The organism is Xenorhabdus sp. SGI 60, from assembly GCF_056632175.1.
This window is the reverse complement of record NZ_CP196860.1, coordinates 1-26,040: the sequence shown is the minus strand read 5'-3', so window position 1 is coordinate 26,040 and position 26,040 is coordinate 1. Positions and strand designations below refer to the sequence as shown.

Annotated in this window: 24 protein-coding genes and 1 pseudogene; 18 read left to right on the top strand and 7 right to left on the bottom strand. The window is 44.8% G+C overall.

What is annotated here, in order from left to right:
• Position 1: 1 nt before the first annotated feature.
• The gene (asnA, locus tag ACSJJG_RS00125; protein ID WP_481088014.1) at positions 2–994 is read right to left on the bottom strand and encodes an aspartate--ammonia ligase; all 993 of its coding nucleotides are present in this window, start codon (positions 992–994) and stop codon (positions 2–4) included.
• A 166-nt stretch (positions 995–1,160) separates the two neighbouring features.
• On the opposite strand from asnA, the gene asnC reads away from it, so the two are divergent.
• The 15 genes from asnC (at position 1,161) to glmS (ending at position 16,106) form a co-directional block, all read left to right on the top strand.
• Positions 1,161–1,622 (top strand): transcriptional regulator AsnC, encoded by a 462-nt coding sequence (asnC, locus tag ACSJJG_RS00120; protein ID WP_074018962.1) that lies wholly within the window; start codon positions 1,161–1,163, stop codon positions 1,620–1,622.
• A gap of 91 nt (positions 1,623–1,713) precedes the next feature.
• The gene (mioC, locus tag ACSJJG_RS00115) at positions 1,714–2,154 is read left to right on the top strand and encodes an FMN-binding protein MioC (protein WP_481090335.1); all 441 of its coding nucleotides are present in this window, start codon (positions 1,714–1,716) and stop codon (positions 2,152–2,154) included.
• A gap of 375 nt (positions 2,155–2,529) precedes the next feature.
• The gene (gene mnmG / locus ACSJJG_RS00110) at positions 2,530–4,419 is read left to right on the top strand and encodes a tRNA uridine-5-carboxymethylaminomethyl(34) synthesis enzyme MnmG (protein WP_481088013.1); all 1,890 of its coding nucleotides are present in this window, start codon (positions 2,530–2,532) and stop codon (positions 4,417–4,419) included.
• An 11-nt stretch (positions 4,420–4,430) separates the two neighbouring features.
• Entirely contained in the window at positions 4,431–5,051 is a 621-nt protein-coding gene (rsmG, locus tag ACSJJG_RS00105; protein ID WP_481088012.1) for a 16S rRNA (guanine(527)-N(7))-methyltransferase RsmG, read from the top strand.
• Between the two features lie 608 nt (positions 5,052–5,659).
• The gene (gene atpI / locus ACSJJG_RS00100) at positions 5,660–6,037 is read left to right on the top strand and encodes a F0F1 ATP synthase subunit I (protein WP_481088011.1); all 378 of its coding nucleotides are present in this window, start codon (positions 5,660–5,662) and stop codon (positions 6,035–6,037) included.
• A 31-nt stretch (positions 6,038–6,068) separates the two neighbouring features.
• Complete coding sequence (gene atpB, locus ACSJJG_RS00095) at positions 6,069–6,893, top strand: F0F1 ATP synthase subunit A (protein WP_047770879.1); 825 nt, start codon at positions 6,069–6,071, stop codon at positions 6,891–6,893.
• 51 nt (positions 6,894–6,944) lie between these two features.
• On the top strand, positions 6,945–7,184 hold the full coding sequence (gene atpE, locus ACSJJG_RS00090) for a F0F1 ATP synthase subunit C (RefSeq protein ID WP_045967711.1): 240 nt from the start codon (positions 6,945–6,947) through the stop codon (positions 7,182–7,184).
• 58 nt (positions 7,185–7,242) lie between these two features.
• On the top strand, positions 7,243–7,713 hold the full coding sequence (gene atpF / locus ACSJJG_RS00085) for a F0F1 ATP synthase subunit B (RefSeq protein ID WP_481088010.1): 471 nt from the start codon (positions 7,243–7,245) through the stop codon (positions 7,711–7,713).
• A gap of 12 nt (positions 7,714–7,725) precedes the next feature.
• Positions 7,726–8,259, top strand: coding sequence for a F0F1 ATP synthase subunit delta (gene atpH / locus ACSJJG_RS00080; protein ID WP_047770881.1), 534 nt, complete (start codon positions 7,726–7,728; stop codon positions 8,257–8,259).
• A 14-nt stretch (positions 8,260–8,273) separates the two neighbouring features.
• On the top strand, positions 8,274–9,815 hold the full coding sequence (atpA, locus tag ACSJJG_RS00075; RefSeq protein WP_481088009.1) for a F0F1 ATP synthase subunit alpha: 1,542 nt from the start codon (positions 8,274–8,276) through the stop codon (positions 9,813–9,815).
• A gap of 72 nt (positions 9,816–9,887) precedes the next feature.
• Entirely contained in the window at positions 9,888–10,751 is an 864-nt protein-coding gene (gene atpG, locus ACSJJG_RS00070) for a F0F1 ATP synthase subunit gamma (RefSeq protein WP_481090334.1), read from the top strand.
• A gap of 34 nt (positions 10,752–10,785) precedes the next feature.
• Positions 10,786–12,168: a F0F1 ATP synthase subunit beta gene (gene atpD, locus ACSJJG_RS00065; protein WP_481088008.1), complete on the top strand. Its 1,383-nt coding sequence runs from the start codon at positions 10,786–10,788 to the stop codon at positions 12,166–12,168.
• 21 nt (positions 12,169–12,189) lie between these two features.
• Entirely contained in the window at positions 12,190–12,612 is a 423-nt protein-coding gene (locus tag ACSJJG_RS00060; RefSeq protein WP_047770884.1) for a F0F1 ATP synthase subunit epsilon, read from the top strand.
• A 143-nt stretch (positions 12,613–12,755) separates the two neighbouring features.
• Positions 12,756–14,159: a bifunctional UDP-N-acetylglucosamine diphosphorylase/glucosamine-1-phosphate N-acetyltransferase GlmU gene (glmU, locus tag ACSJJG_RS00055; RefSeq protein WP_481088007.1), complete on the top strand. Its 1,404-nt coding sequence runs from the start codon at positions 12,756–12,758 to the stop codon at positions 14,157–14,159.
• A gap of 117 nt (positions 14,160–14,276) precedes the next feature.
• On the top strand, positions 14,277–16,106 hold the full coding sequence (glmS, locus tag ACSJJG_RS00050) for a glutamine--fructose-6-phosphate transaminase (isomerizing) (protein WP_481088006.1): 1,830 nt from the start codon (positions 14,277–14,279) through the stop codon (positions 16,104–16,106).
• A 190-nt stretch (positions 16,107–16,296) separates the two neighbouring features.
• Here glmS and ACSJJG_RS00045 read toward each other — a convergent pair whose 3' ends face one another.
• Positions 16,297–16,491 (bottom strand): hypothetical protein, encoded by a 195-nt coding sequence (locus ACSJJG_RS00045; RefSeq protein ID WP_481088005.1) that lies wholly within the window; start codon positions 16,489–16,491, stop codon positions 16,297–16,299.
• Between ACSJJG_RS00045 and ACSJJG_RS00040 the strand changes: the two are divergent.
• The 3 genes and pseudogenes from ACSJJG_RS00040 to asd form a co-directional block, all read left to right on the top strand.
• A pseudogene (locus ACSJJG_RS00040) lies at positions 16,438–16,548 on the top strand (IS1 family transposase); the annotation flags it as partial. The gene ACSJJG_RS00045 and the pseudogene ACSJJG_RS00040 overlap by 54 nt on opposite strands.
• A gap of 242 nt (positions 16,549–16,790) precedes the next feature.
• Positions 16,791–18,239, top strand: coding sequence for a flavin-containing monooxygenase (locus ACSJJG_RS00035; RefSeq protein ID WP_481088004.1), 1,449 nt, complete (start codon positions 16,791–16,793; stop codon positions 18,237–18,239).
• A 389-nt stretch (positions 18,240–18,628) separates the two neighbouring features.
• Complete coding sequence (gene asd / locus ACSJJG_RS00030) at positions 18,629–19,738, top strand: aspartate-semialdehyde dehydrogenase (protein ID WP_481088003.1); 1,110 nt, start codon at positions 18,629–18,631, stop codon at positions 19,736–19,738.
• 92 nt (positions 19,739–19,830) lie between these two features.
• Here asd and ACSJJG_RS00025 read toward each other — a convergent pair whose 3' ends face one another.
• The 5 genes from ACSJJG_RS00025 to ACSJJG_RS00005 all read right to left on the bottom strand — a co-directional run.
• On the bottom strand, positions 19,831–20,472 hold the full coding sequence (locus ACSJJG_RS00025; RefSeq protein WP_481088002.1) for a hypothetical protein: 642 nt from the start codon (positions 20,470–20,472) through the stop codon (positions 19,831–19,833).
• Between the two features lie 423 nt (positions 20,473–20,895).
• Positions 20,896–23,310 (bottom strand): DNA topoisomerase (ATP-hydrolyzing) subunit B, encoded by a 2,415-nt coding sequence (gyrB, locus tag ACSJJG_RS00020; RefSeq protein WP_481088001.1) that lies wholly within the window; start codon positions 23,308–23,310, stop codon positions 20,896–20,898.
• A gap of 18 nt (positions 23,311–23,328) precedes the next feature.
• Positions 23,329–24,420: a DNA replication/repair protein RecF gene (gene recF, locus ACSJJG_RS00015; RefSeq protein WP_481088000.1), complete on the bottom strand. Its 1,092-nt coding sequence runs from the start codon at positions 24,418–24,420 to the stop codon at positions 23,329–23,331.
• 17 nt (positions 24,421–24,437) lie between these two features.
• Positions 24,438–25,538, bottom strand: coding sequence for a DNA polymerase III subunit beta (dnaN, locus tag ACSJJG_RS00010; RefSeq protein ID WP_481087999.1), 1,101 nt, complete (start codon positions 25,536–25,538; stop codon positions 24,438–24,440).
• Between the two features lie 4 nt (positions 25,539–25,542).
• The coding region (locus tag ACSJJG_RS00005; RefSeq protein WP_045973253.1) for a helix-turn-helix domain-containing protein at positions 25,543–26,040 on the bottom strand (498 nt) is incomplete at its 5' end.

Genomic DNA, 26,040 nt, shown 5'->3' with positions numbered 1-26,040 from the left:
CTTAGAGTACACCTTCAACGGATTCAATAATCTCAGGTGACCAGACACCGCACTGAACCTGACCGATATGTGCCATTTGCAGCAGCAACATCACCAAGCGGGATTGCCCGATACCACCACCGATAGATTGTGGCATATCACCGCTGATCAGCGCTTGATGCCAATCATATTGCAGACGATCTTCATCACCAGTCAGTGCAAGCTGACGTTTCAGCGTCTCTGCATCAACACGGATACCCATAGAAGAAATTTCAAAAGCATCCTGCAAAACGAGGTTCCAGACAATAATGTCACCGTTTAAGCCAAAGAAACCATCACCGTTTGGTGTAGTCCAATCGTCGTAATCCGGCGCACGTACATCATGAGCCTGATCATCGGACAACTTACCACCAATGCCCATCAGGAAAATAGCACCAAACTCTTTGGCAGCCTCACGTTCACGACCTTTAGCATCCAGATCAGGGTAACGTTTCAGAAGCTCTTCACTGTGAATAAAGTGAATTTGATCTGGCAGGAACGGTGCCAGACCAAATTCCTTACTTACTGCTTGTTGTGTTTCTTTTATTGCTTCGTAAATTTTACCTACTGTCTGTTTTAAATAGTCGAGTGAACGCTGACCTTCACCCATCACTTTCTCCCAATCCCACTGATCAACAAAAACAGAGTGGATAGGCGTTAAGCGATCTTCATCAGGACGCAGAGCTTTCATGTGAGTATACAATCCTTGTTCAGCTTGAAAACCAAAGCGACCTAATGTCTTACGTTTCCATTTCGCCAGAGAATGAACCACTTCGAATGTGTCGTCTGGCAAAGTTTTCACTTTCACCTGAACTGCTTTTTCATGACCCGATAAGTTGTCCTGAGTACCATCACCAAGACGACTTAAGATAGGTCCCTGCACTTCGATTAAGCCAAGTTTTTTCTCTAACAGACGGGAAAAGTATGATTTCACAAAACTAATCTGCTGTTGCTTTTCAATAAAGGATGTTTTCATGATGCAGCTCTCAAAATTTTTTAGTGGCCCTGTGTCCTGTTGATATAGATTAAGCAACAAAATGAGGTACAAATTCAATATATGATGATAAAAATAGTGTAAAATATTTATAAACAATAATTTTTACACTATAAAAATGAATATTATTCAAAAACAGGGGTTGAAAATGGCGGAAATTTATCAGATCGATAATTTAGACCGTGACATACTTCACGCTTTAATGGAGAACGCACGTACACCTTATGCAGAATTAGCCAAAAAATTCGCAGTAAGCCCAGGAACGATTCATGTCCGCGTAGAAAAAATGAAACAATCTGGGATCATTACAGGAACTCGGGTTGATATCAGTGCTAAACAACTGGGGTTCGATGTGTGCTGCTTTATTGGCATCATATTAAAAAGCGCCAAAGACTATCCGGCAGCATTGAAGAAACTCGACATGCTTGATGAAGTTGTTGAAGTTTATTACACCACGGGGCACTACAGTATCTTCATTAAAGTCATGTGCCGATCCATAGAAGCTCTTCAGGACGTACTTATCAACAAGATCCAGACGATTGACGAAATCCAGTCAACAGAAACGTTGATCTCCCTGCAAAACCCGATAATGAGGACAATAAAACCTTAAAACGAAAAACCAGTTAACCACATTATCCACAGGTAGATCCCAGTAGATTCACTACGTACAATAGATATTCTTTAATTTAGCAAGGATCATGATGAGCACAATAACCTTAATCAGCGGCAGCACAATGGGTAGCGCCGAATACGTCGCAGAACATATGGCTGAGATCTTAGAAAATGATGGCTTTTCAACGAAGATGCTTCATGGCCCCTCACTGGAAGATCTCCCACGTGAAGGGTTGTGGATTGTAGTTACTTCAACGCATGGAGCTGGGGACTTACCTGATAATCTCCAACTTCTGGCAGATGAGATCACACAACAGCAACCGGATCTCAGCAATATCATATTTGGTGCCGTCGGTATCGGCAGTTCCGAATATGATACCTTCTGTGGCGCGATAAGATCACTGGAACGCTTATTAGAAGATCACGGAGCAAAACGGATCGGTGATCGATTGGAAATCGACATTCTGCAATATGAAATCCCCGAAGATCCAGCCGAAGAATGGGTTAAAGAGTGGGCAAAGTTACTCTGATCCGATTAAAAATATAACGATCAACTGTGGATAACTTGTCTGAAAAGCAGGGGTTAACCCGTAGTTATCCATTTAATAACCGAGTTACAATTGAGAGGCTGTGAATAACTAGGCATTTAGATCCCAGCTTATACTGAGTTGGATCACGGATCATTCACAGTAAATGATCCTTTACAGCATCATGATCTTTATATGGAAAATCCACTTATCCACAGATGATCGCGATCCTAATAAAAGATCTAATAAAGAGATCTTTAAATAAAAAGATCTTCTTTTAATTAATGACGATCTCTCACCTCTTGGTCTAAGCTCCAAACTTAGGTAGAATTCTCTCCCTGATGCATATGAAGCATTCTCACTATTGAAGGTTCGCACATGTTTTATCCAGAGCACTTTGACGTCATCATTATCGGCGGAGGTCATGCCGGTACTGAAGCGGCGATGGCCTCCGCACGTATGGGGCGTCAAACCTTACTACTGACTCACAATATTGATACTTTGGGCCAGATGTCATGTAATCCAGCCATTGGTGGGATCGGTAAAGGGCATCTGGTAAAAGAGATCGATGCACTTGGTGGCCTAATGGCAAAAGCCACGGATCAAGCCGGGATTCAGTTTAGAACACTCAATGCCAGCAAAGGCCCTGCTGTTCGGGCAACACGAGCACAAGCGGATCGAGTACTTTACCGACAAGCTGTAAGAACAGCACTGGAAAATCAACCTAACTTAATGATCTTCCAGCAACCCGTTGAAGATCTCATTGTTGAAAATGACACAGTTACAGGTGTTGTTACTCGTATGGGGTTGAAATTCAAAGCTAAATCTGTAGTTCTGACCGTAGGGACTTTCCTTGATGGAAAAATTCACATCGGACTGGAAAACTACAGTGGAGGACGGGCAGGTGATCCTCCAGCGATCTCATTATCTCACCGTTTACGTGAATTGCCATTGCGTGTAGCTCGCCTAAAAACAGGGACACCTCCTCGCATTGATGCACGAACCATTGATTTTAGCCAGCTTGAACAACAACTGGGCGATAACCCTACACCCGTATTTTCATTCATGGGTAACATTGATCAACACCCACGGCAAATCCCGTGTTACATCACGTATACCAATGAAAAAACCCATGAAGTGATCCGCAATAACTTGGATCGCAGTCCAATGTATGCGGGGATCATTGAAGGGATCGGCCCTCGTTACTGTCCTTCCATCGAAGACAAAGTTATGCGTTTTGCAGATCGTAACGCTCACCAGATCTTCCTGGAACCTGAAGGATTAACCAGTAACGAAATCTATCCAAACGGTATTTCTACCAGTTTGCCATTTGATGTTCAGATGCAAATTGTTCACTCCATGAAAGGCATGGAGAATGCCCGTATTATTCGCCCTGGCTATGCGATCGAATATGACTTCTTCGATCCACGTGATTTAAAGCAAACACTGGAAAGTAAATTTATTCACGGCCTGTTTTTTGCTGGTCAGATCAATGGCACCACAGGATATGAAGAAGCCGCCGCGCAAGGATTACTGGCTGGTCTTAACGCTGCACGCTATGCTTATGGTGAAGAAGGTTGGTTCCCACGCCGTGATCAGGCTTATATTGGCGTATTGGTTGATGATCTATGCACACTTGGCACCAAAGAGCCTTATCGCATGTTCACCTCCCGCGCTGAATATCGTTTGATGCTGCGCGAAGACAATGCAGATCTTCGTCTGACTGAACAAGGCCGTAAACTTGGCTTGGTGGATGATCTCCGTTGGGAGCATTTTTGCCGCAAATTTGACATGATCGAGCAAGAACGCCAGCGCCTGCGCAATATCTGGGTTCATCCTCACTCTGATAACTTAGAGGATATCAACCAGATGCTGAAAACACCGCTGTCAAAAGAAGCCAACGGTGAAGATTTGCTGCGCCGCCCTGAGATGAATTATGAATTATTGACGTCGTTACCGCGTTTCTCTCCTGGGCTGACTGAGCCTCAAGCTGCGGATCAGGTTGAAATTCAAGTGAAATATGAAGGCTATATTGCCCGTCAGCAAGAAGAGATCGAAAAACAGTTACGTAATGAAAATACTGCATTGCCTGTTGATTTGAATTACCAACAAGTGAGCGGGCTTTCCAATGAAGTTGTTGCAAAACTGAATGACCATAAACCAAGTTCAATTGGCCAAGCTTCACGGATTTCAGGCATCACTCCAGCAGCAATTTCTATTTTGCTGGTATGGCTGAAAAAACAAGGTTTATTGCGTCGTAGCGCCTAAGAGGACAGATTTTGCTTAATAAATTGGAATCACTGCTGGCGAAAACTGACATTACGTTATCACTGCCACAAAAACAGCAGCTCATTGCCTATGTTGACATGCTGAATAAATGGAACAGAGCTTATAACCTGACATCTGTCCGCGATCCGGAACAAATGCTGGTTAGGCATATTATGGATAGCATCGTTGTTAATCCATTCCTGCGTGGGACGCGTTTTATTGATGTTGGAACAGGGCCTGGCTTGCCAGGCATCCCACTGGCCATTGTACGTCCGGATTCCCATTTCACTTTATTGGATAGTTTGGGAAAACGCGTTCGCTTTTTGCGTCAGGTTCAACATGAATTAGGCTTAAACAATATTGAACCTGTGCAGCGTCGGGTTGAAGAATTTATTCCTGAACCTCTTTTTGATGGGGTGATTAGCCGTGCATTTGCTTCACTGCAAGACATGCTGTCATGGTGCAACCATCTTCCTAAACCACTTGAAGGGCGTTTTTATGCTTTGAAAGGTGTACTGCCGGAAGATGAATTGGCTGAATTGCCAACGGGGATTGTGCTCGACACGGTCGTTCCTCTCCAAGTCACAGAGTTAGATGAACAGCGTCATCTGGTAATACTTAAGTCAAACTAACTTTGCTATTTGTCAATAAAAATCTAAATAATGAGTGACGCCAACGACATTTAAAATGTAACTGGCGTTACTCATTATTCTCTTCCATGGATTCAACTTTATTTACAGGTGATTCACAGAAAACCAACGTTATTTTTATATTGGTAGAATTTCTCTTTTCAAAGATTGCTATCGATTTTCTTTATAAATAAATTTTAGAGAAAGTGAGAAAATAATCATTTAACCTTTTTTATCGGTATATCAGATAAAACTTCATAGCTATAATATTAATAGTTTGATTTTCGATAAAAAATAAAAGATTTTTATCACATATTTAATGATAAACATAATTAATGATTTTTGTTTAATGTGATGTATATCACGTTTAATTTTGAGGTCATACCATTAGTCATTGCAGAATATTAAATGGTATTTGTGAGCGATCTAGCATCAAAGTTAGAAATTTAAATAATTATTCACTTTTTCGCTACTTATGGATTGAATTCATTTTGGCGGCCCGTATAATTTGCACGTTTTTGTCACTTGACACTCTTAAGCAAAGCCAGTTTTATACAACATTCAGCAAAGCCTGATATGTGATGGTGTACCACAGGGAGAAAACAAAAGTCATGTCTGTATCCCTTTACAGCGGTAGAATGGCACTGAAACTGTTATTTTTGCAGTTAATGACTTTTGTTATTCTCAGTGTAGCTTTTTGTACCAAAAGTATAGAGTGGGGCGCTTCTGCTTTTGCTGGTGGGCTAGCATGTTGGCTACCAAATGCCGTTTTTATGCTACTTAGCCGCTTCCAAAAGGTAAAAGAAGAAGGGGTTCCAGTACGGATTGCATGGTTTTTCGCGATTAGCGAAGGGGTGAAGGTTATCATTACGATAACCGTGCTGATAGTCGCTTTAGGGGTGTTCAAGGCGGCATTTGCACCACTTGGTGTGGCCTATTTAGCGGTGCTGATTGTGCAGATCATCGCACCTGCCGTAATGAACGGTTAGCGTTTTTAACAACAAAAGGGTAAAAAGCATCATGTCTGCATCAGGAGAAGTTTCAACTTCGGAGTACATAAGTCATCACCTGAAGCACCTTCAGTTGGACTTGCGTACCTTTGAGTTGGTCAATCCCCACGCTAGTGGTTATGAGGCGACGTTTTGGACGTTGAATATCGACTCGCTTTTTTTCTCCATCGTATTAGGGATGTTGTTTCTATTTGTATTCAGAAGAGTCGCGGTTCGCGCCACTGACGGTGTTCCGGGCAAATTTCAGACTGCAATAGAAATGGTAATCGGCTTCGTTGATAACACCGTGCGTGATATGTATCACGGCAAGAGCAAAGTGATAGCTCCTCTGGCTTTGACTGTGTTCGTCTGGGTGTTACTTATGAACGCATTGGATTTGCTGCCAATCGATTTTATTCCTCTAATCGGTGAACACTTCTTCGGCTTGCCTGCTCTGCGTATTGTTCCAACCGCAGACGTCAGTGTCACTTTGTCGATGGCCCTCGGTGTTTTTGTCCTCATTCTGTTCTACAGCATTAAGATGAAAGGAATTCGTGGCTTTGCGAAGGAGCTGACATTGCAGCCTTTCAATCATCCACTCTTTATTCCAATTAACTTAATCTTGGAAGGGGTCAGCTTGCTGTCTAAACCTATATCACTCGGTCTGCGACTGTTTGGTAATATGTATGCTGGCGAATTGATCTTTATTCTTATTGCGGCCCTTCTACCGTGGGGAGCACAGTGGTTACTCAGCCTGCCTTGGGCGATTTTCCACATACTAATTATTACGTTACAAGCCTTTATTTTCATGGTTCTGACGATTGTTTATCTGTCGATGGCATCTGAAGAGCATTAATTTTTATCAATCAATAATTGTGTTTTAACTTGAAACAAACTGGAGACTGTCATGGATATAAACATGGATCTGCTGTACATAGCTGCCGCTATTCTGATGGGTTTGGCTGCTATCGGTGCTGCGATCGGTATCGGCATCCTCGGGGGTAAATTCCTGGAAGGCGCTGCTCGCCAACCTGATCTGATTCCTCTGCTGCGTACGCAGTTCTTTATCGTCATGGGCCTGGTTGACGCCATCCCGATGATTGCTGTGGGCCTGGGCTTGTTTATGATGTTCGCTGTTGGCGGTTAATAAGATAGCAGAACTTAAAATTACGCCAATTTATTAATTGAAATAGAGGTATTGTGTCGTGAATATTAACGCAACAATCCTCGGCCAGGCCTTCGCGTTTGTCCTGTTTGTTTTGTTCTGCATGAAGTATGTATGGCCACCAATTATGGCGGCCATTGAAAAACGTCAGAAAGAGATTGCTGACGGTTTGGCTTCAGCAGAGCGTGCCAAAAAGAACCTGGACTTAGCGCAAGCCAATGCGACCGACCAACTGAAAAAAGCGAAAGCTGATGCACAAGTTATCATTGAGCAGGCTAATAAACAAAAAGCCCAAATTATTGATGATGCGAAAGCAGAAGCAGAGCTGGAACGTAACAGAATTGTGGCGCAAGCTCATGCTGAAATTGAAGCTGAACGCAAGCGTGCGCGTGAAGAGTTACGTAAACAGGTTGCGATGTTGGCTATCGCAGGTGCCGAGAAAATCATCGAACGTTCCGTGGATGAAGCTGCTAACAGCGACATCGTTGATAAACTGGTCGCTGAACTGTAAGGAGGGAGGGGCATGTCTGAATTCGCTACGGTAGCTCGCCCCTACGCCAAAGCAGCTTTTGACTTTGCTGTAGAACACCAGTCGCTTGAACACTGGCAGAATATGCTGGCGTTTATTGCTGAGGTTACTCGCAATGAGCAGGTTGGTGAGCTGCTTTCCGGTTCATTAGCACCGGAAACGTTAGCTAAAACCTTCATCACCCTTTGTGGTGAGCAGGTTGATGAGCATGCTCAGAACTTTATTCGTGTAATGGCAGAAAATGGTCGCTTGCTGGTACTGCCAGAAGTCTTCCAGCAATTTATCCAATTGCGTGCGTCACTTGAATCGACTATCAATGTTGAAGTGGCTTCTGCGACCGAACTGAATGAGCAGCAGCAGGCTAAAATTTCTGCGGCGATGGAAAAACGTCTGTCACGCAAAGTGAAGCTGAATTGCAAAATTGACAAGTCTGTTATTGCCGGCGTGATTATCCGCGCGGGTGACATGGTGATTGACGGCAGTATTCGTGGCCGTCTGAATCGTTTAACAGACGTCTTGCAGTCTTAAGGGGACTGGAGCATATGCAACTGAATTCCACCGAAATCAGCGAACTGATCAAACAGCGTATTGCTCAGTTCAATGTCGTGAGCGAAGCTCACAATGAAGGTACGATAGTTTCCGTTAACGACGGTATCATTCGTATCCACGGTTTAGCTGATGTCATGCAGGGTGAAATGCTTTCTCTGCCTGGCAACCGTTACGCAATTGCACTGAACCTGGAGCGCGACTCTGTAGGTGCGGTTGTGATGGGTCCGTATGCTGACTTGGCCGAAGGCATGAAAGTCAAATGTACTGGCCGTATTTTGGAAGTGCCTGTTGGTCGTGGTCTGCTGGGTCGTGTTGTTAACACACTGGGTGAGCCAATTGACGGCAAGGGCGCTATTGAGAACGATGGCTTCTCACCGGTAGAAGTTATCGCGCCAGGTGTTATCGATCGCCAATCCGTTGACCAGCCTGTCCAAACTGGTTACAAATCCGTTGATGCCATGATCCCAATCGGCCGCGGCCAGCGCGAGCTGGTTATCGGCGACCGTCAGACCGGTAAAACTGCTCTGGCTATTGATGCGATCATCAACCAGCGTAATTCTGGTATCAAATGTGTCTATGTTGCGATTGGCCAGAAAGCCTCTACCATTGCTAACGTAGTTCGTAAACTGGAAGAACATGGCGCCCTGGAAAACACCATCGTTGTTGTTGCATCCGCTTCTGAATCTGCGGCCCTGCAATATCTGGCACCCTACTCTGGTTGTGCGATGGGTGAATACTTCCGTGATCGCGGTGAAGATGCTCTGATTGTTTACGATGATCTGTCTAAACAGGCTGTAGCATACCGTCAGATTTCCCTGTTGCTGCGTCGTCCACCCGGACGTGAAGCATACCCTGGTGACGTTTTCTACCTGCACTCCCGTTTGCTGGAGCGTGCAGCGCGTGTTAACGCTGAATATGTTGAAAAATTCACTAATGGTGAAGTGAAGGGTAAAACCGGTTCTCTGACTGCACTGCCAATCATTGAAACTCAGGCGGGTGACGTTTCTGCGTTCGTACCAACAAACGTTATCTCCATCACTGATGGTCAGATCTTCCTTGAATCTTCTCTGTTTAACTCAGGTATCCGTCCAGCGGTTAACCCAGGGATTTCCGTATCCCGTGTAGGTGGTGCTGCTCAGACTAAGATCATCAAGAAACTGTCTGGTGGTATTCGTACCGCTCTGGCTCAGTACCGTGAACTGGCAGCATTCTCCCAGTTTGCTTCTGATCTGGATGATGCAACGCGTAAGCAGTTAGATCATGGTCAGAAAGTCACTGAGTTGTTGAAGCAGAAACAATATCAGCCGATGTCCATTGCACAGCAGGCTCTGTCTCTGTTTGCTGCTGAACGTGGTTATTTGGAAGATATCGAAATCGCAAAAGTGGTCAGTTTCGAAGCTGCGCTGTTGGCTTATGCTAACCGTGAACATGCTGATCTTCTGAAAGAGATTGACCAGTCTGGTGATTACAATGGAGAGATCGAAGCGAAGCTGAAAGCTCTGTTGGAATCCTTCAAGGCGACTCAGTCCTGGTAACACTATTCGGCCCAGTTTTATTCTGTTGATGAATAAAAAATGGGCCGTCTGGTTGAATTCGGAGAAGCAGAAATGGCCGGCGCAAAAGAGATACGTACCAAAATCGCCAGTGTGCAGAACACGCAAAAAATCACTAAAGCGATGGAGATGGTCGCCGCGTCCAAAATGCGTAAAACGCAGGATCGCATGGCAGCCAGCCGTCCTTATGCAGAAACCATTCGCAGTGTGATTGGACACCTTGCGTTAGGTAATCTGGAATACAAACATCCATACCTTGAAGAGCGCGAAGTGAAGCGTGTTGGGTACGTGGTTGTTTCGACTGACCGTGGTTTATGTGGCGGTTTGAACATTAACGTGTTCAAAAAATTGCTGATAGAAATGAAAGACTGGTCTGATAAAAACGTTCAAGTTGATTTGGCGCTTATTGGATCAAAAGCGGTTTCCTTCTTTTCTTCTGTTGGTGGCAACATTGTTGCTCAAGTAACAGGGATGGGAGATAACCCATCATTATCCGAACTGATCGGGCCAGTCCACGTCATGATGCAAGCATATGACGAAGGGCGTCTGGATAAACTGTATATAGTGACAAACAAGTTCATGAATACAATGTCTCAGGTTCCGACGATCACTCAGTTATTGCCTCTGCCCGCCGGAGACGATGAAACACTGAAGAAGAAGTCCTGGGACTATCTGTATGAACCTGATCCTAAGGCGCTGTTGGATACCCTGCTGCGTCGTTATATAGAATCGCAAGTTTATCAGGGCGTCGTTGAAAACCTGGCTAGTGAACAGGCCGCACGAATGGTAGCGATGAAAGCCGCGACCGATAACGGTGGCAACCTGATCAAAGAGTTGCAGTTGGTTTACAACAAGGCTCGTCAGGCCAGCATCACTCAGGAACTCACCGAAATCGTTTCGGGTGCTTCTGCGGTTTAACAGCTAGGTTTACGAATTACGTAGAGGATTCAAGATGGCTACTGGAAAGATTATCCAGGTAATCGGCGCCGTGGTGGACGTCGAATTCCCTCAGGACAGCGTACCAAAAGTATACGATGCCCTTGAGGTTAAAAACGGTGAAGAAAAACTGGTGCTGGAAGTTCAGCAGCAGTTAGGTGGTGGTATCGTTCGTTGTATCGCAATGGGTACTTCCGATGGCCTGCGCCGTAATTTGGACGTGACTGATTTAGGACACCCAATCGAAGTACCAGTGGGTAAAGCAACACTGGGCCGTATCATGAACGTATTGGGCGATCCCATTGACATGAAAGGTGAAATCGGCGAAGAAGAGCGCTGGTCAATTCACCGTACAGCACCATCCTATGAAGAGTTATCTAACTCTCAGGAACTGCTGGAAACCGGTATTAAAGTTATGGACTTGATCTGCCCATTCGCTAAGGGTGGTAAAGTGGGTCTGTTCGGTGGTGCGGGTGTAGGTAAAACCGTTAACATGATGGAGCTTATCCGTAACATCGCGATCGAGCACTCCGGTTACTCTGTATTTGCTGGTGTAGGTGAGCGTACCCGTGAAGGTAACGACTTCTATCATGAAATGACCGATTCAAACGTACTGGATAAAGTATCTCTGGTGTATGGTCAGATGAATGAGCCACCAGGAAACCGTCTGCGTGTTGCATTGACTGGTTTGACGATGGCAGAAAAATTCCGTGATGAAGGCCGCGACGTTCTGTTGTTCGTTGATAACATTTATCGTTATACTCTGGCAGGGACTGAAGTATCTGCACTGTTGGGGCGTATGCCATCTGCGGTAGGTTATCAGCCAACATTGGCGGAAGAGATGGGCGCTCTGCAAGAGCGTATCACCTCGACTAAAACTGGCTCTATCACCTCCGTACAGGCCGTTTACGTTCCTGCGGATGACTTGACTGACCCATCACCTGCGACAACCTTTGCTCACTTGGATGCAACCGTCGTATTGAGCCGTCAGATCGCATCTCTGGGTATCTACCCTGCGGTTGATCCACTGGATTCAACCAGCCGTCAGCTTGACCCACTGGTTGTTGGTCAGGAGCACTATGACGTGGCTCGTGGTGTTCAGTCTATCCTGCAACGTTATCAGGAACTGAAAGACATCATCGCTATTCTGGGTATGGACGAACTGTCTGAAGACGACAAACTGGTTGTGGCACGTGCCCGTAAGATCCAGCGCTTCCTGTCTCAGCCATTCTTCGTTGCAGAAGTCTTCACCGGTTCACCAGGTAAATTTGTTCCTCTGAAAGACACTATCCGAGGCTTCAAAGGCATCCTGAACGGTGATTATGACCATCTGCCAGAGCAGGCGTTCTACATGGTTGGCACCATCGAAGAAGCGATGGAAAAAGCGAAAACGCTTTAATACGGCTGACGGGAGGTTGATATGGCTGCAATGACGTTCTCCCTGAACGTAGTCAGTGCTGAAAAACTGTTGTTTGAAGGGCTGGTACAGAAAATTCAGGTGACAGGTAGTGAAGGTGAACTGGGGATCTATCCTCAACACACACCACTGCTTACTGCCATAAAACCGGGCATGATACGTATTGTTAAGCAGTTTGGTGAAGAAGAATTTATCTACCTGTCTGGTGGTATTCTTGAAGTTCAGCCAAATGGCGTTATCGTACTGGCCGATACAGCGATCCGTGGTAAGGATTTGGACGAAGCTAAAGTGCTTGAAGCCAAGCGCAAGGCGGAAGAACACATCCGTAATTCTCACGGCGATGTTGATTATGCTCAGGCATCTGCTGAATTGTCGAAAGCGATCGCGAAACTTCGTGTTATCGAATTGACAAAAAAAATGATGTAATAAATACCCAAAGGGTATAGGCAGTTAGATAAAAAGCCAGTTGGTGAAAACTAACTGGCTTTTTTGCATTACGAAATATGTGGCAATTTATTTCGCAAACAGGTTTACTTTCATACTTAAAAATTGGGATTGTCAGGTTTCTTATGTCTATCATTGTAAATAATGACAACGCAAATAATGTCGGTACAAAAAGTGTCGTGATCCTTGCCGCAGGCAAGGGAACTCGTATGTATTCCGCTCTTCCTAAAGTTCTGCACTTGCTGGCCGGTAAGCCAATGGTTCAGCATGTTATTGATACCGCAATGGCGTTGGGCGCCCAAAATGTTCACCTGGTTTATGGGCATGGTGGTGATTTGATGAAACAAGCACTTCTCAACCAGGATCTGAATTGGGTACTGCAAGCTGAACAGCTTGGTACAGGTCATGCCATGCAGCAAGCTGCTCCGTATTTTTCGGATGATGAAGATATTTTGATCCTGTACGGTGATGTGCCTTTGATTGGCAAAGATACCTTGGCGCGTTTGATTGAAGCTAAACCAGAGGGTGGAATTGGTTTATTAACTGCCATACTGGATAATCCAACGGGCTATGGTCGTATCATCCGTGAAGATGGTGAAGTGACGGGTATTATCGAACATAAAGATGCAACGGAAGAACAGTGTAAAATCAACGAAATTAACACCGGTATTTTGGTGGCGAATAGCGGTGATTTGAAACGGTGGTTATCCAGGCTGGAAAACAATAACGCACAGGGCGAATATTACCTGACGGATGTTATTGCGCTTGCACACAAAGAAGGCCGTCAAATCAAGGCCGTACACCCAAGCCGTTTAAGTGAAATGGAAGGGGTCAACAATCGTCTGCAACTTTCTGCTCTGGAACGTATTTACCAATCTGAGCAAGCGGACAAATTACTGCTGGCGGGCGTCATGTTGTTAGATCCTGCCCGTTTTGATTTGCGCGGAACACTAGAACACGGTCGTGATGTGGTGATTGATACCAATGTGATTATTAAAGGTCATGTCACACTGGGAAATAATGTTCAAATCGGCTCTGGTTGTATCCTGAAAAATTGTGTTATTGGTGATGGGGCAGTTATTGACCCGTACACCGTCATTGAAGATTCTGAAATTGCGGCAGAGTGTACTATTGGGCCTTTTGCCCGTTTACGCCCGGGTTCCAAATTGGCGGAAAAAGCGCATGTGGGCAATTTCGTTGAAATGAAAAAATCCTCGCTTGGCACAGGTTCCAAGGCAGGTCATCTGACTTATCTTGGTGATTCTGAAATTGGCAATAATGTCAATATTGGTGCGGGAACCATTACTTGTAACTATGATGGCGCCAATAAATTTAAGACCATCATTGGTGATGATGTTTTTGTTGGTTCTGACACACAGCTTGTTGCGCCAGTTACGGTTGCGAAAGGCGCGACGATTGGTGCCGGAACCACAGTAACAAAAGACGTTGCTGAGAATGACTTGGTTATCAGTCGTGTAAAGCAAACCCATATTAAAAACTGGCAGCGTCCAGTGAAGAAAAATAAATAAGATATATCCATAATAAAAATCCCCATCTCTACAAAGCTCGGGGACGGCAAAGCCGAAACACAATCAGGTTGGCGACATAAAAGGGCTTCATCGCCCTGTTTTTGGGAATAAAACAAAATGTGTGGAATTGTTGGTGCAGTAGCACAACGGGATATTGCAGAAATACTGATCGAAGGCCTTCGTCGCCTGGAGTATCGGGGTTATGATTCTGCGGGTATGGCTGTCATTGACAGTGAAAACCGCATGACTCGCCTGCGTGAAGTAGGTAAAGTGCAGATGTTGGCTGATGAAGTAGACAAACAGCCTGTCATTGGCGGAACGGGGATTGCTCATACTCGTTGGGCGACTCACGGTGAACCAAACGAACGTAATGCCCATCCCCATGTTTCTGAACATATTGTGGTTGTACATAATGGCATTATTGAAAACCACGAAGAACTACGCGAAGAATTAAAAGTGCGTGGTTACACCTTCTCTTCTGATACAGATACAGAAACCATTGCCCATCTTGTTCATTGGGAACAGCAACAAGGCGGTTCACTGCTGGAAGTGGTGCAGCGTGTGATCCCACAATTACGTGGCGCTTATGGCACCGTAATTATGGATAGCCGTCATCCTGATGTGCTGGTTGCTGCGCGTTCTGGCAGCCCGTTGGTCATTGGCTTAGGGGTGGGTGAAAACTTCCTGGCATCTGACCAATTGGCATTACTGCCAGTGACTCGTCGCTTTATCTATCTGGAAGAGGGTGATATCGCAGAAATCACTCGTCGTACCGTTCGCATCTTTGATGTACAGGGTGAAGCAGTTGAGCGCGAGCAAATTGAATCCAACATTCAGTATGATGCCGGTGATAAAGGGGTATACCGTCACTACATGCAGAAAGAAATTTACGAACAGCCAATGGCGATCAAAAGCACATTGGAAGGCCGTTTGAGCAATGGTCAGGTAAATCTGTCAGAGTTGGGCGCTAATGCGGCGGAATTACTGTCACAAGTTGAGCATATCCAAATCGTTGCCTGCGGTACTTCCTACAATGCGGGAATGGTTTCGCGCTACTGGTTCGAATCACTGGCAGGTATTCCATGTGATGTTGAAATCGCTTCTGAATTCCGTTATCGCAAGCCGGCTCGCCGTAAAGGAAGCCTGCTGATCACCCTGTCCCAATCTGGTGAAACGGCTGATACCCTGGCTGCCCTGCGTTTATCTAAAGAACTAGGCTATCTGACTTCGTTGACCATCTGTAACGTTGCTGGTTCCTCTTTGGTACGTGAATCTGAATTTGTCCTGATGACCAAAGCAGGGTCAGAAATCGGCGTGGCATCCACCAAAGCCTTTACCACCCAGCTAACTGTATTGCTGATGCTGGTGGCTTACATCGGACGCCTGAAAGGTGCGGATGCAGCACTGGAACAAGATATTGTTCATGCTCTACACGCCCTGCCAAGCCGTATTGAAAGTATGTTATCTAAAGACAAGATGATTGAAGCATTGGCAGAAGATTTCTCTGAAAAACATCATGCCCTGTTCCTTGGCCGTGGCGATCAATACCCGATCGCGGTTGAAGGTGCACTGAAACTGAAAGAGATCTCCTATATCCACGCAGAAGCCTACGCTGCCGGTGAATTGAAACATGGTCCGTTGGCACTGATCGATGCGGATATGCCGGTCATCATCGTTGCACCAAACAACGAACTGCTGGAAAAACTGAAATCCAATATCGAAGAAGTCCGTGCCCGTGGCGGTTTGTTGTATGTCTTCGCCGATCAGGATGCAGGTTTCACCAACAGTGAAAACATGAAGATCATCTCCCTGCCACACGTAGAAGAGTTGATCGCACCGATCTTCTATACCGTGCCACTGCAATTACTGTCCTACCACGTTGCATTGATCAAAGGTACGGATGTGGATCAGCCGAGGAATTTGGCGAAATCGGTGACGGTGGAGTAAGAGTCTCCTATTTTGAATGTGGGGGGAAGTCATAAAAAATATTATGTGTAAAAAATGTAGGGGAGGAATAAAGTCCCATACTGAGTAATAAAGATCCATACTTAGTATTAAAGTATCATACTTTTTGTTGGTTGCTCTTGGTCCTTCCCGTTGATGTTGTGTATCCTTTTGGAGAGATTAAATGGCGACATTAAATGAAATGACGGTAATCGTTGGTGGTAGCCGTCATTTCGGTCTGACGTATCGTCAACACCGTTGATGGGCGATATGTGTATAATCGCTCTTTTTTCGGAGAGATTAAATGGCGACAATTGAAATAGTTAATGTCTAATTTTGTCAACAAACTGAATTCGTCAAAAAACACGGTAAAGGCGATGCAGGACATCAACGCTATCTCTTTTGCTGTTTATCCTGCAAACGAACCTTTCAACTTGAATACGCGACCCTCGGATTTGTTGAATTGGGAATTCTGCGCCCGATAGAACAACGCCCATTTTTCTAAAAATTCAGGATTTATTGGCTGCTATAAAGTAACAGCTATTTATTTTTTGAATAACCAATCATTAACATCCTGATACTCCCCCCACATAAATGCAAATGGTTGTTCCTGCAAATAAAAAATAACATGACATATTGAATCAGTTACTTATCTGGTTAAGAGAATCTTTTTGCAGGAGAGGTCACATGAGCAACCATTATGATGTTTTGATCATAGGGGCCGGAGTTTCTGGCATTGGTATGGCGTGTCATTTGGCAAGGGAATGTCCTGATAAAAAAGTGGGGATCTTAGAACGTCGCCATAATATGGGAGGAACTTGGGATTTATTTCGCTATCCCGGTATTCGTACAGATTCGGATATGATGAGCTATGGCTATAAATTCCGTCCTTGGACAGATACCAGTATTTTCGCTGATGGTCCTGCAATTAGGCGCTATCTCCATTCAGTGGCGACAGAGTATGAAGTTGATAAGAAAATGCAGTTCGGGTTAAAAATCACTCAAACTGACTGGTCAAATGAAACTTGTCAATGGACTGTGACTGCCATTGATGAAGTCAGTGGAAACACTCGGCAATTTATCTGTCATTTTCTTATCATGGCGACAGGTTACTATAACTATGATGAACCTTATTCCCCCAAATTTTCCGGTCTTGAAGATTTCAAAGGCCCTATCATTCATCCTCAATATTGGCCCGACGCATTGGATTACAAAGGAAAGCGAGTCGTTGTGATTGGAAGTGGCGCAACCGCAATCACTTTACTGCCGGCAATGGCTAATGATACTGAACATATCACTATGCTACAGCGTTCTCCTGGTTACATTTTATCAATACCCGGAAGGGATAAGATTGCAGAATTGCTAAAGGGCTTTATTCCCCAACGTTGGATTTACACGTTAAGTAAAAATCGCAATATCTTATTTTTCAGTTCGCTATATAAGATAAGTCGATATTTTCCTAAGTTGCTCAAATCGTTTTTATTGGGATTGGCTCGCAGAAAGGTTGGCTCTGGTTTTGACATGAAACACTTGACATCAAAGTACATGCCATGGGATGAACGGTTGTGCTTTGTTCCCGACAGTAATCTGTTTAAAGTATTGAAAGAAGGCAAAGCGTCTATCGTTACCGACCAGATTGAACGTATTACTGCAAATGGCATTTTGTTGCAATCTGGTAAGGAATTACCCACAGATATCATAGTGACAGCCACAGGGCTGCAATTACATCTTATGGGAGGAATAGAACTTTTTATTGATGGACAAAAGCCACAAAGTCATAGCCAATTGTTATATAAGGGAGCATTGGTACAGAATATTCCTAATTTTGCTTATCTGGTTGGCTATATCAATAATGCCTGGACATTAAAAATTGATCTCTCAGCCGAATATATTTGTCGTTTGTTAAATGAAATGGATCGTCGTCATGCCAAGGCGGTCACACCACACGCGCAACCAGATGAAGTCGTGGTTAATGAGCATATTTTTGGCGAATTGCGTTCAGGTTATGTGAAACGTGGTGAATCTGGTCTTCCTCGTCAGGGACGCAGCCAAAATTGGCGTGTTTCCCATAATTATAAAAAGGATAAAGAGATATTGGGGCAAGCTATTGATGATACAGCATTACGATGGAAGTAAATTTTAACTAACGATTTGTGATGAGATTTCTTGGTCATCCAAAAGAAAACTATTCCTGAGATAGCGCCAAAAATATGCCCTTCGGTTGAAATACATTCTTGCCATGGTAATAAACCGAGGGCAGTTCCTTTGTAGTAGATAATCACCAGTTACAAAGAAGAGATCTTTTACAGCGGTATTTTCTAAATTAGCGGGGCAAATCTCAATATAGCTTAAAAATGGCATTTAGCGGTATTTTCTAAATTAGCGGGGCATCCAATAGCTTTGGACCCATCGCTTTAAAAGTTCTAGTGCTATAGCTCATAAATATACTTGCACCTTTTGCTATATTTTGTCAGTTTTAATGATATCAGTGGTATCAGATGAACATCTTTCAAGGCAGGGTAAACATGAGTAAGTGTGTAGGTTTTATCGGCTGGCGCGGTATGGTCGGCTCAGTATTGATGCAGCGAATGGTAGAAGAACGGGATTTTGACGCAATAAATCCGGTTTTCTTCACAACCTCCCAGCACGGGCTTCCTGCGCCAGAATTCGCCGGAAAATCAGGTGTGTTACAAGATGCTTTTGATATTGAGGCACTGGGTACGCTGGATATTATCATTAGCTGTCAGGGTGGAGATTATACCGATGAAATCTACCCTAAACTGAGAGCAACCGGCTGGCAGGGATATTGGATTGATGCCGCTTCTGCATTACGTATGAATGATGACGCTGTCATTATTCTTGATCCTGTTAACCTCCAACATATTCAAAATAGCCTGAATAAAGGCATCAAAACCTTTGTTGGCGGTAACTGTACCGTCAGCTTGATGTTGATGTCGTTGGGAGGATTGTTTGCCAATGATTTGATTGAGTGGGCGTCGGTATCAAGCTATCAGGCCGCTTCTGGCGGCGGTGCTCGCCATATGCGTGAGCTGTTGGTGCAAATGGGGATGTTGCATAATCTGGTTGCTAAAGAATTACAGACCCCCGCTTCCGCAATTTTGGATATTGAAAAACGTGTAACGGATTTTACCCGCAGTGGTGCATTGCCAACTGACCAGTTTGGTGTTCCTTTGGCGGGGAGCTTAATTCCGTGGATCGATAAGCAACTGGAAAACGGGCAGAGCCGCGAAGAGTGGAAAGGTCAGGCGGAAACCAACAAGATCTTGAACACAGGCAATAATGTGATCCCGATTGATGGCTTGTGTGTCCGTATTGGGGCATTGCGTTGCCATAGTCAGGCATTTACCTTGAAATTGAAACAAGATATCCCGATCCAGGAAATTGAAATGCTATTGGCTTCCCATAATGATTGGGTTCGTGTTATTCCAAATGATCGGGAGCTAACGATGCGGGAGTTAACGCCGGCAGCGGTTACCGGCACGTTGAATACACCAGTAGGACGTCTGCGTAAGCTGAATATGGGGCCGGAATATTTATCTGCCTTTACGGTGGGTGATCAGTTGCTATGGGGAGCAGCAGAGCCTTTGCGCCGTATGTTGCGTATTCTGCTGTAGAAAAGAGTTACGTTTTTTATTGAAGCACTGTATTTGTTGGGATAATGCCGCCATCCGATAGAAATATTGGCGGCATTGATTATTTTTTGCTTTTAGCAAATGGTTGTACCCAATGTTAACGTGACACAACGAATAAACTCGGTACTGACCCCTTTGCGGTTTTCAAGGTCTATAACCGATGTCGTATGGTATTTTGGACAAATTTCATAAAGCAATTCAGGTGATATATCTGCACCCAGAGACTTAAGCACAGCAGAGGCCGTTTCGGGCCTAAAATTCATTCGGGCTTCATAAGTGGGAAGTGCATTACGGATTTTCTGGAATATCTCTTGGTTTTCATCCAGAATTTCTTCCAGATTACTGTCATTAACATGAGATAAAGCACAATCAAAGTCTGTTACACCCCGAAGCGCAAGAAGACTAATATCCATGTTATGTTTGGTAGCAAGTGAATCTGAGCCTGTGTTGGATTGGATTTTGGCATAGGAAAGTGATTTAATTTCATGGTGAATTTTACTGGCTACTTCTGGAATGAAACCAACAGCGAGAGCGATATTTTCAATTTCTTCATGAGTTAATGCGAACATGACACCTTCCCACGAATCAGTCAGTTCCATTGCTTTAGCCCGGAGAGCATCGGCATTGTCGGATATACGACATAGCTCATTTTGACTCACCATCGCGGCATCAATAATATGAGGCATGGTGGATGTTTGGGTAGTAAAGTTTTGCATGATCTTCTCCTAAATGACATTACTAAATATATAGATATATAAATATGTAAATATCTCTACGGATAATGATATAGCTTCCGATAAATCGGATTAGATGAATGAATTTGGATATTAATTAACTTTATAAGTCAGATATTGTCAATAATTTTTTAAGGCGGTCATTGTTCAGATTTTGTTGCGCAGAACAAACTTAATAATAGGGAGTGACTATATATTAAGAGATAGGGATAATTCATGTATAGTTAATTTCCCTATATCATGGTGAGGATATTTATATTATATTATCCAGCAGGTTTATATTTATAGATTGTTATAATTTTTTATTTTTCTGGTGGATATAAACCTGTCATTTTTCAAGTTGCAGCTTTATTGTCTGCAACTTGAAATTTATTAAGTATAGTTCTGTAAATAGTGTCGGGAATATCAGATATCAATATTCGCCGCTTTCAAGGCATTCTCTTCAATAAATGCCCGGCGAGGTTCAACCGCATCCCCCATCAAGGTTGTGAACAGTTGGTCAGTTGCAATCGCATCTTTCACTGTTACACGCATCATGCGACGGGTTTCTGGGTTCATGGTCGTTTCCCACAACTGATCAGGGTTCATCTCTCCCAGACCTTTATAGCGTTGGACGGCAAGACCACGGCGTGACTCTTTAGTCAGCCATTCCAGAGCCTGTTCAAAGCTGCTTACGGCCTGACGGCGTTCACCACGTTCAATGTATGCACCTTCCTCAATCAAATTCCTGATCAATTCACCCAGTTTGGTGATACGGCGATATTCGCCACCGTGGATAAAATCGAAATCCAGATTGTAGTTGGTATCAACGCCATGTGTACGAATGCACAGAATGGGTTCGAAAATTTGGCGTTCACGGTTCTCATGGATTTGATAGCTGTAAGTGCTGCCATTCTGTTCTTTGTCATTCAGACGAATAGCCAGTGTGCTTACCCACTCTTCCACTTCTGCCTGATCGTTCAAGGTATCTTCGGTCAGTTTTGGATGGTAAATCAGGTTGTTCAGCAGGGCCAGCGGATACAGCCGTTCCATGCGACGGATGATTTTATGAGCGGCATTGAATTCAGTCACCAATTTTTCCAATGCTTCACCTTTCAGGGCTGGTGCATGTGGATTGGTATACAACGCTGCACCATCCAATGCGATGGACATCAGGTAGGCTTCCATTGCATCGTCATCTTTGATGTATTGCTCTTGTTTACCTTTCTTCACTTTATACAGCGGTGGTTGAGCGATATAGACATAGCCACGCTCAATGATTTCCGGCATCTGACGATAGAAGAATGTCAGCAACAGGGTGCGGATGTGTGATCCATCAACGTCGGCATCGGTCATGATGATAATGCTGTGATAACGCAGCTTGTCTGGATTGTACTCATCACGGCCAATGCCGCAACCCAAGGCTGTGATCAACGTGGCAACTTCCTGTGAGGAGAGCATCTTGTCAAAGCGCGCTTTCTCAACGTTCAGGATTTTACCTTTCAATGGCAGGATAGCCTGGTTCTTACGGTTACGTCCCTGTTTTGCTGAACCGCCTGCGGAATCACCCTCCACCAGATAGAGTTCAGACAGCGCCGGATCGCGCTCCTGACAGTCAGCCAGTTTGCCCGGCAACCCAGCCAGATCCATGGCACCTTTACGGCGGGTCATTTCACGCGCTTTACGGGCGGCTTCACGGGCGCGGGCTGCATCAATGATTTTGCCGACGACGGTTTTGGCATCGTTTGGGTTTTCCAGCAGGTATTCCACCAGCTTCTCATTCATCAGGGTTTCGACCACCGTTTTCACTTCGGAAGAAACCAGCTTATCTTTGGTCTGAGAAGAGAATTTAGGATCAGGCACTTTAACGGAAATCACCGCAATCAGGCCTTCACGGGCATCGTCACCGGTAGCGCTGACTTTAGATTTTTTGTTGTAACCCTCTTTGTCCATGTAGCTATTGAGGGTACGGGTCATCGCGGTACGGAAACCAACCAGGTGGGTTCCCCCATCACGCTGAGGAATATTATTGGTGAAACAGTAAATGTTTTCCTGAAAACCGTCATTCCATTGCATGGAAATTTCAACACAGATACCCTCTTTTTCGGTGCAGAAATAGAAGACATTCGGGTGAATGGGGTTTTTATTGCGGCTCAGGAATTCAACAAACGCTTTGATGCCCCCCTCATAGTGGAAGAGATCTTCGGCATTGGTACGCTTGTCAACTAAACGAATGGCAACACCGGAGTTAAGGAATGATAATTCACGCAGACGCTTTGCCAGAATTTCGTATTCGAACTCAGTGTTAATCTTAAACGTATCCATACTTGGCCAGAAACGGACAGTCGTTCCTGTCTGCTCAGTATCTCCGACGACTTTCAATGGTGACTGTGGCACGCCCAGACCATAGGTTTGTTCGTGCACCTTACCGTCACGGCGGATAGTCAGTTCCAGTTTTTCCGATAAGGCGTTAACAACAGACACTCCCACGCCATGCAGTCCACCGGAAACTTTATAGGAGTTATCATCGAATTTACCCCCCGCATGCAGCACAGTCATAATAACTTCTGCTGCTGAAACACCTTCTTCTTCGTGTATGTCGGTCGGAATACCGCGGCCATCATCCTGCACAGAAACTGAATTATCTGCGTGGATAGTGACAGTTATTTTGTCACAATGACCTGCGAGGGCTTCGTCGATAGCGTTATCAACAACCTCGAAGACCATGTGGTGCAGGCCAGTACCATCATCGGTATCACCGATATACATGCCTGGACGTTTACGGACGGCATCCAGCCCTTTTAATACCTTGATACTTGAGGAGTCATATGTATTCGACATCAACGTTTCTCGCTCATCTTAATCCTGTGGTTGAACCTCTATTTTGCCATGTTCTACGCGAAACATCCTGCTATTTACATCAATCATGTCTGTAACTTGCCCGGATGTGATTGCACTGACAAACACCTGGGCTTGCGTAGATTTTAGACGCTCGGCTAATAGCTGACGACGGCCGGCATCCAGTTCTGAGGCAAAATCATCAAGCAGATACAGGCATTTTTGCCCGCTCTGTCGGGTGAAATATTCACCCTGTGCTAACCTCAATGCGCACATCAGTAACTTCAACTGACCACGGGACAGCATATCTTCTACTGGTGTACCGTCCGCCCTGATCCGCAGATCGGCTTTATGCGGGCCGGAAGCGGTGTAGGTTAGCGATCTGTCGCGCTCAAACTGCCGCGCGAGCAGTTCCGCATATTCACTCTCTTTGTCCCAACCTTGCTGGAAGCTGATACTCAGTGTGAATTCAGGTAAAAATTGTTTGCAGGTTTTTTCTATATCCTCGGAAATTTCTGCAATATATTCAGCCCGCCATTGACTAATTTCGGTTGCCAATGGGGCAAGTTCTCGATCCCAATGCCGGATTTGGCTGTAGCGGGTGACTTGTCGCAATGCGGCATTCCGCTGCTTAAGCAGCCTTTTCAGGTTCGCCCAGGCAGTAAAAAAGCGTGGCTCATTGTGAAAACATCCCCAATCAATAAAGGCCCGACGATATTTCGGGCCACCATTTAGCAACGTAAAACCTTCTGGTGTGATAAGTTGCATCGGTAGTATTTTCGCTAATTCAGCAATTTTGTGCCCATCACTGCCATCTATCCTGACTTTGCTATCGCCCTGACGGTTTTTGCTTAATCCTACCGATAAAGTACGTTCATGGGATTGCTGATCAATTCGCCCATGAAGAATGAATTCTTCGCAATCATGACGAATTACCCTGCCTGCCTGAATACTGCGAAAAGCACGGCCGTGGCCTAAGGTATAAATGGCTTCCAATATACTTGTTTTGCCGCTACCGTTCGGCCCAACCAGAAAATTAAAACCGGTTGCCAGTGGCAGGTCAGCATCCGCGATATTACGGAAATCGCGGATCAGCAAACGCGAGAGAATCATATAATGAGTAAATTTTGTTACAGGCGCATTGGCATCACGACATAAGTCGCAGCCTGACTGGCTGAATTCTCAATTTTTACGCTGGATGTGGCATCTGTTAGCAGGAGACTCACTTGCTCGCATTTCAATGCGTTCAGAACATCCAGTACGTAGCTGACATTGAAGCCAATTTCCATTTCAGCACCCTGGTAACTGACATCAACAATCTCTTCTGCCTCTTCCTGCTCTGGGTTATTGGCGGTAATTCTAAGTTGATTTTCGCTCAAGTAGATGCGAACGCCGCGGAATTTTTCATTGGACAAAATTGCTGCCCGCGAAAATGCTTGCTTAAGCGTGTCACAATTGGCTTCCAACGTTTTATCAGGATTTTTGGGTAATACACGACGATAATCAGGAAAACGGCCATCAACCAACTTCGATGTGAAGATAAAATCACCAACATGAGCACGAATGTTATTGCTGCCAATCTGCAATTGCAGCGGATTGTCACCGCCATCGAGCAGACGCATTAATTCAATGACGCCTTTGCGGGGTACGATCACTGAATGGGACGGCAGATCTTGCCCGATGCTCATGGAACAAACGGCCAAACGGTGGCCGTCTGTGGCAATGGTACGCAGTTCTTCACCTTCAGTTTCAAACAACATACCATTCAAGTAATAGCGAACATCCTGATGCGCCATGGAAAATTGGGTGGATTCGATCAGGCGTTTCAGTGTGGCCTGAGGCAGAGAAAATTCGACTTCGCTCTGCCAGTCATCAAGATTGGGGAAATCAGCCGCAGGTAATGTAGAGAGTGAAAAGCGGCTGCGACCAGAACGGACGAGAATGCGCTCGCCATCCAGTTCTACACTGATTTCTGCTCCGTCAGGCAACCCACGCCAGATATCAAAAAATTTACGTGCGGGGACAGTTGTTGCACCTTGTTCATGTGGCTGGGTAAGTGTCACCCGAGCCTTCATTTCCATTTCCAAATCGGTGCCTGTCAGCAGCAGGGAACCTTCTGTTACCTGTAATAATAAGTTGCCTAAAATAGGCAGGGTAGGGCGACCACCCAAGGGGCTGCTAACCTGTTGTAAAGGTTTTAATAATTGCTCACGTTCAATGATGAATTTCATAGCGCTAGGAAGACAATGTTCTGATTAAGTTAGAAAAATCTTCTTTGATATCGTGACTCTCTTCACGCAGTTGTTCAATTTTACGACAAGCGTGAAGTACAGTTGTATGGTCACGTCCACCAAAGGCATCCCCGATTTCAGGCAAGCTGTGATTGGTCAGCTCTTTTGCCAGCGCCATTGCCATTTGTCTCGGACGGGCAACGGAGCGTGAACGGCGCTTGGAAAGCAGATCTGCAACCTTGATTTTGTAATATTCAGCCACCGTTTTCTGAATATTATCGATGGTTACCAGCTTTTCCTGTAGAGCCAATAAGTCACGTAATGCTTCGCGTACAAAATCAATAGTAATCGCACGGCCTGTAAAATTGGCATTGGCGATGACTCGATTCAAAGCGCCTTCGAGTTCACGAACATTAGATCGCAGGCGTTTAGCAATAAAGAAAGCCACTTCCCCTGGCAACTGGATTTGATTCTCATCAGCTTTCTTCATCAGAATGGCAAC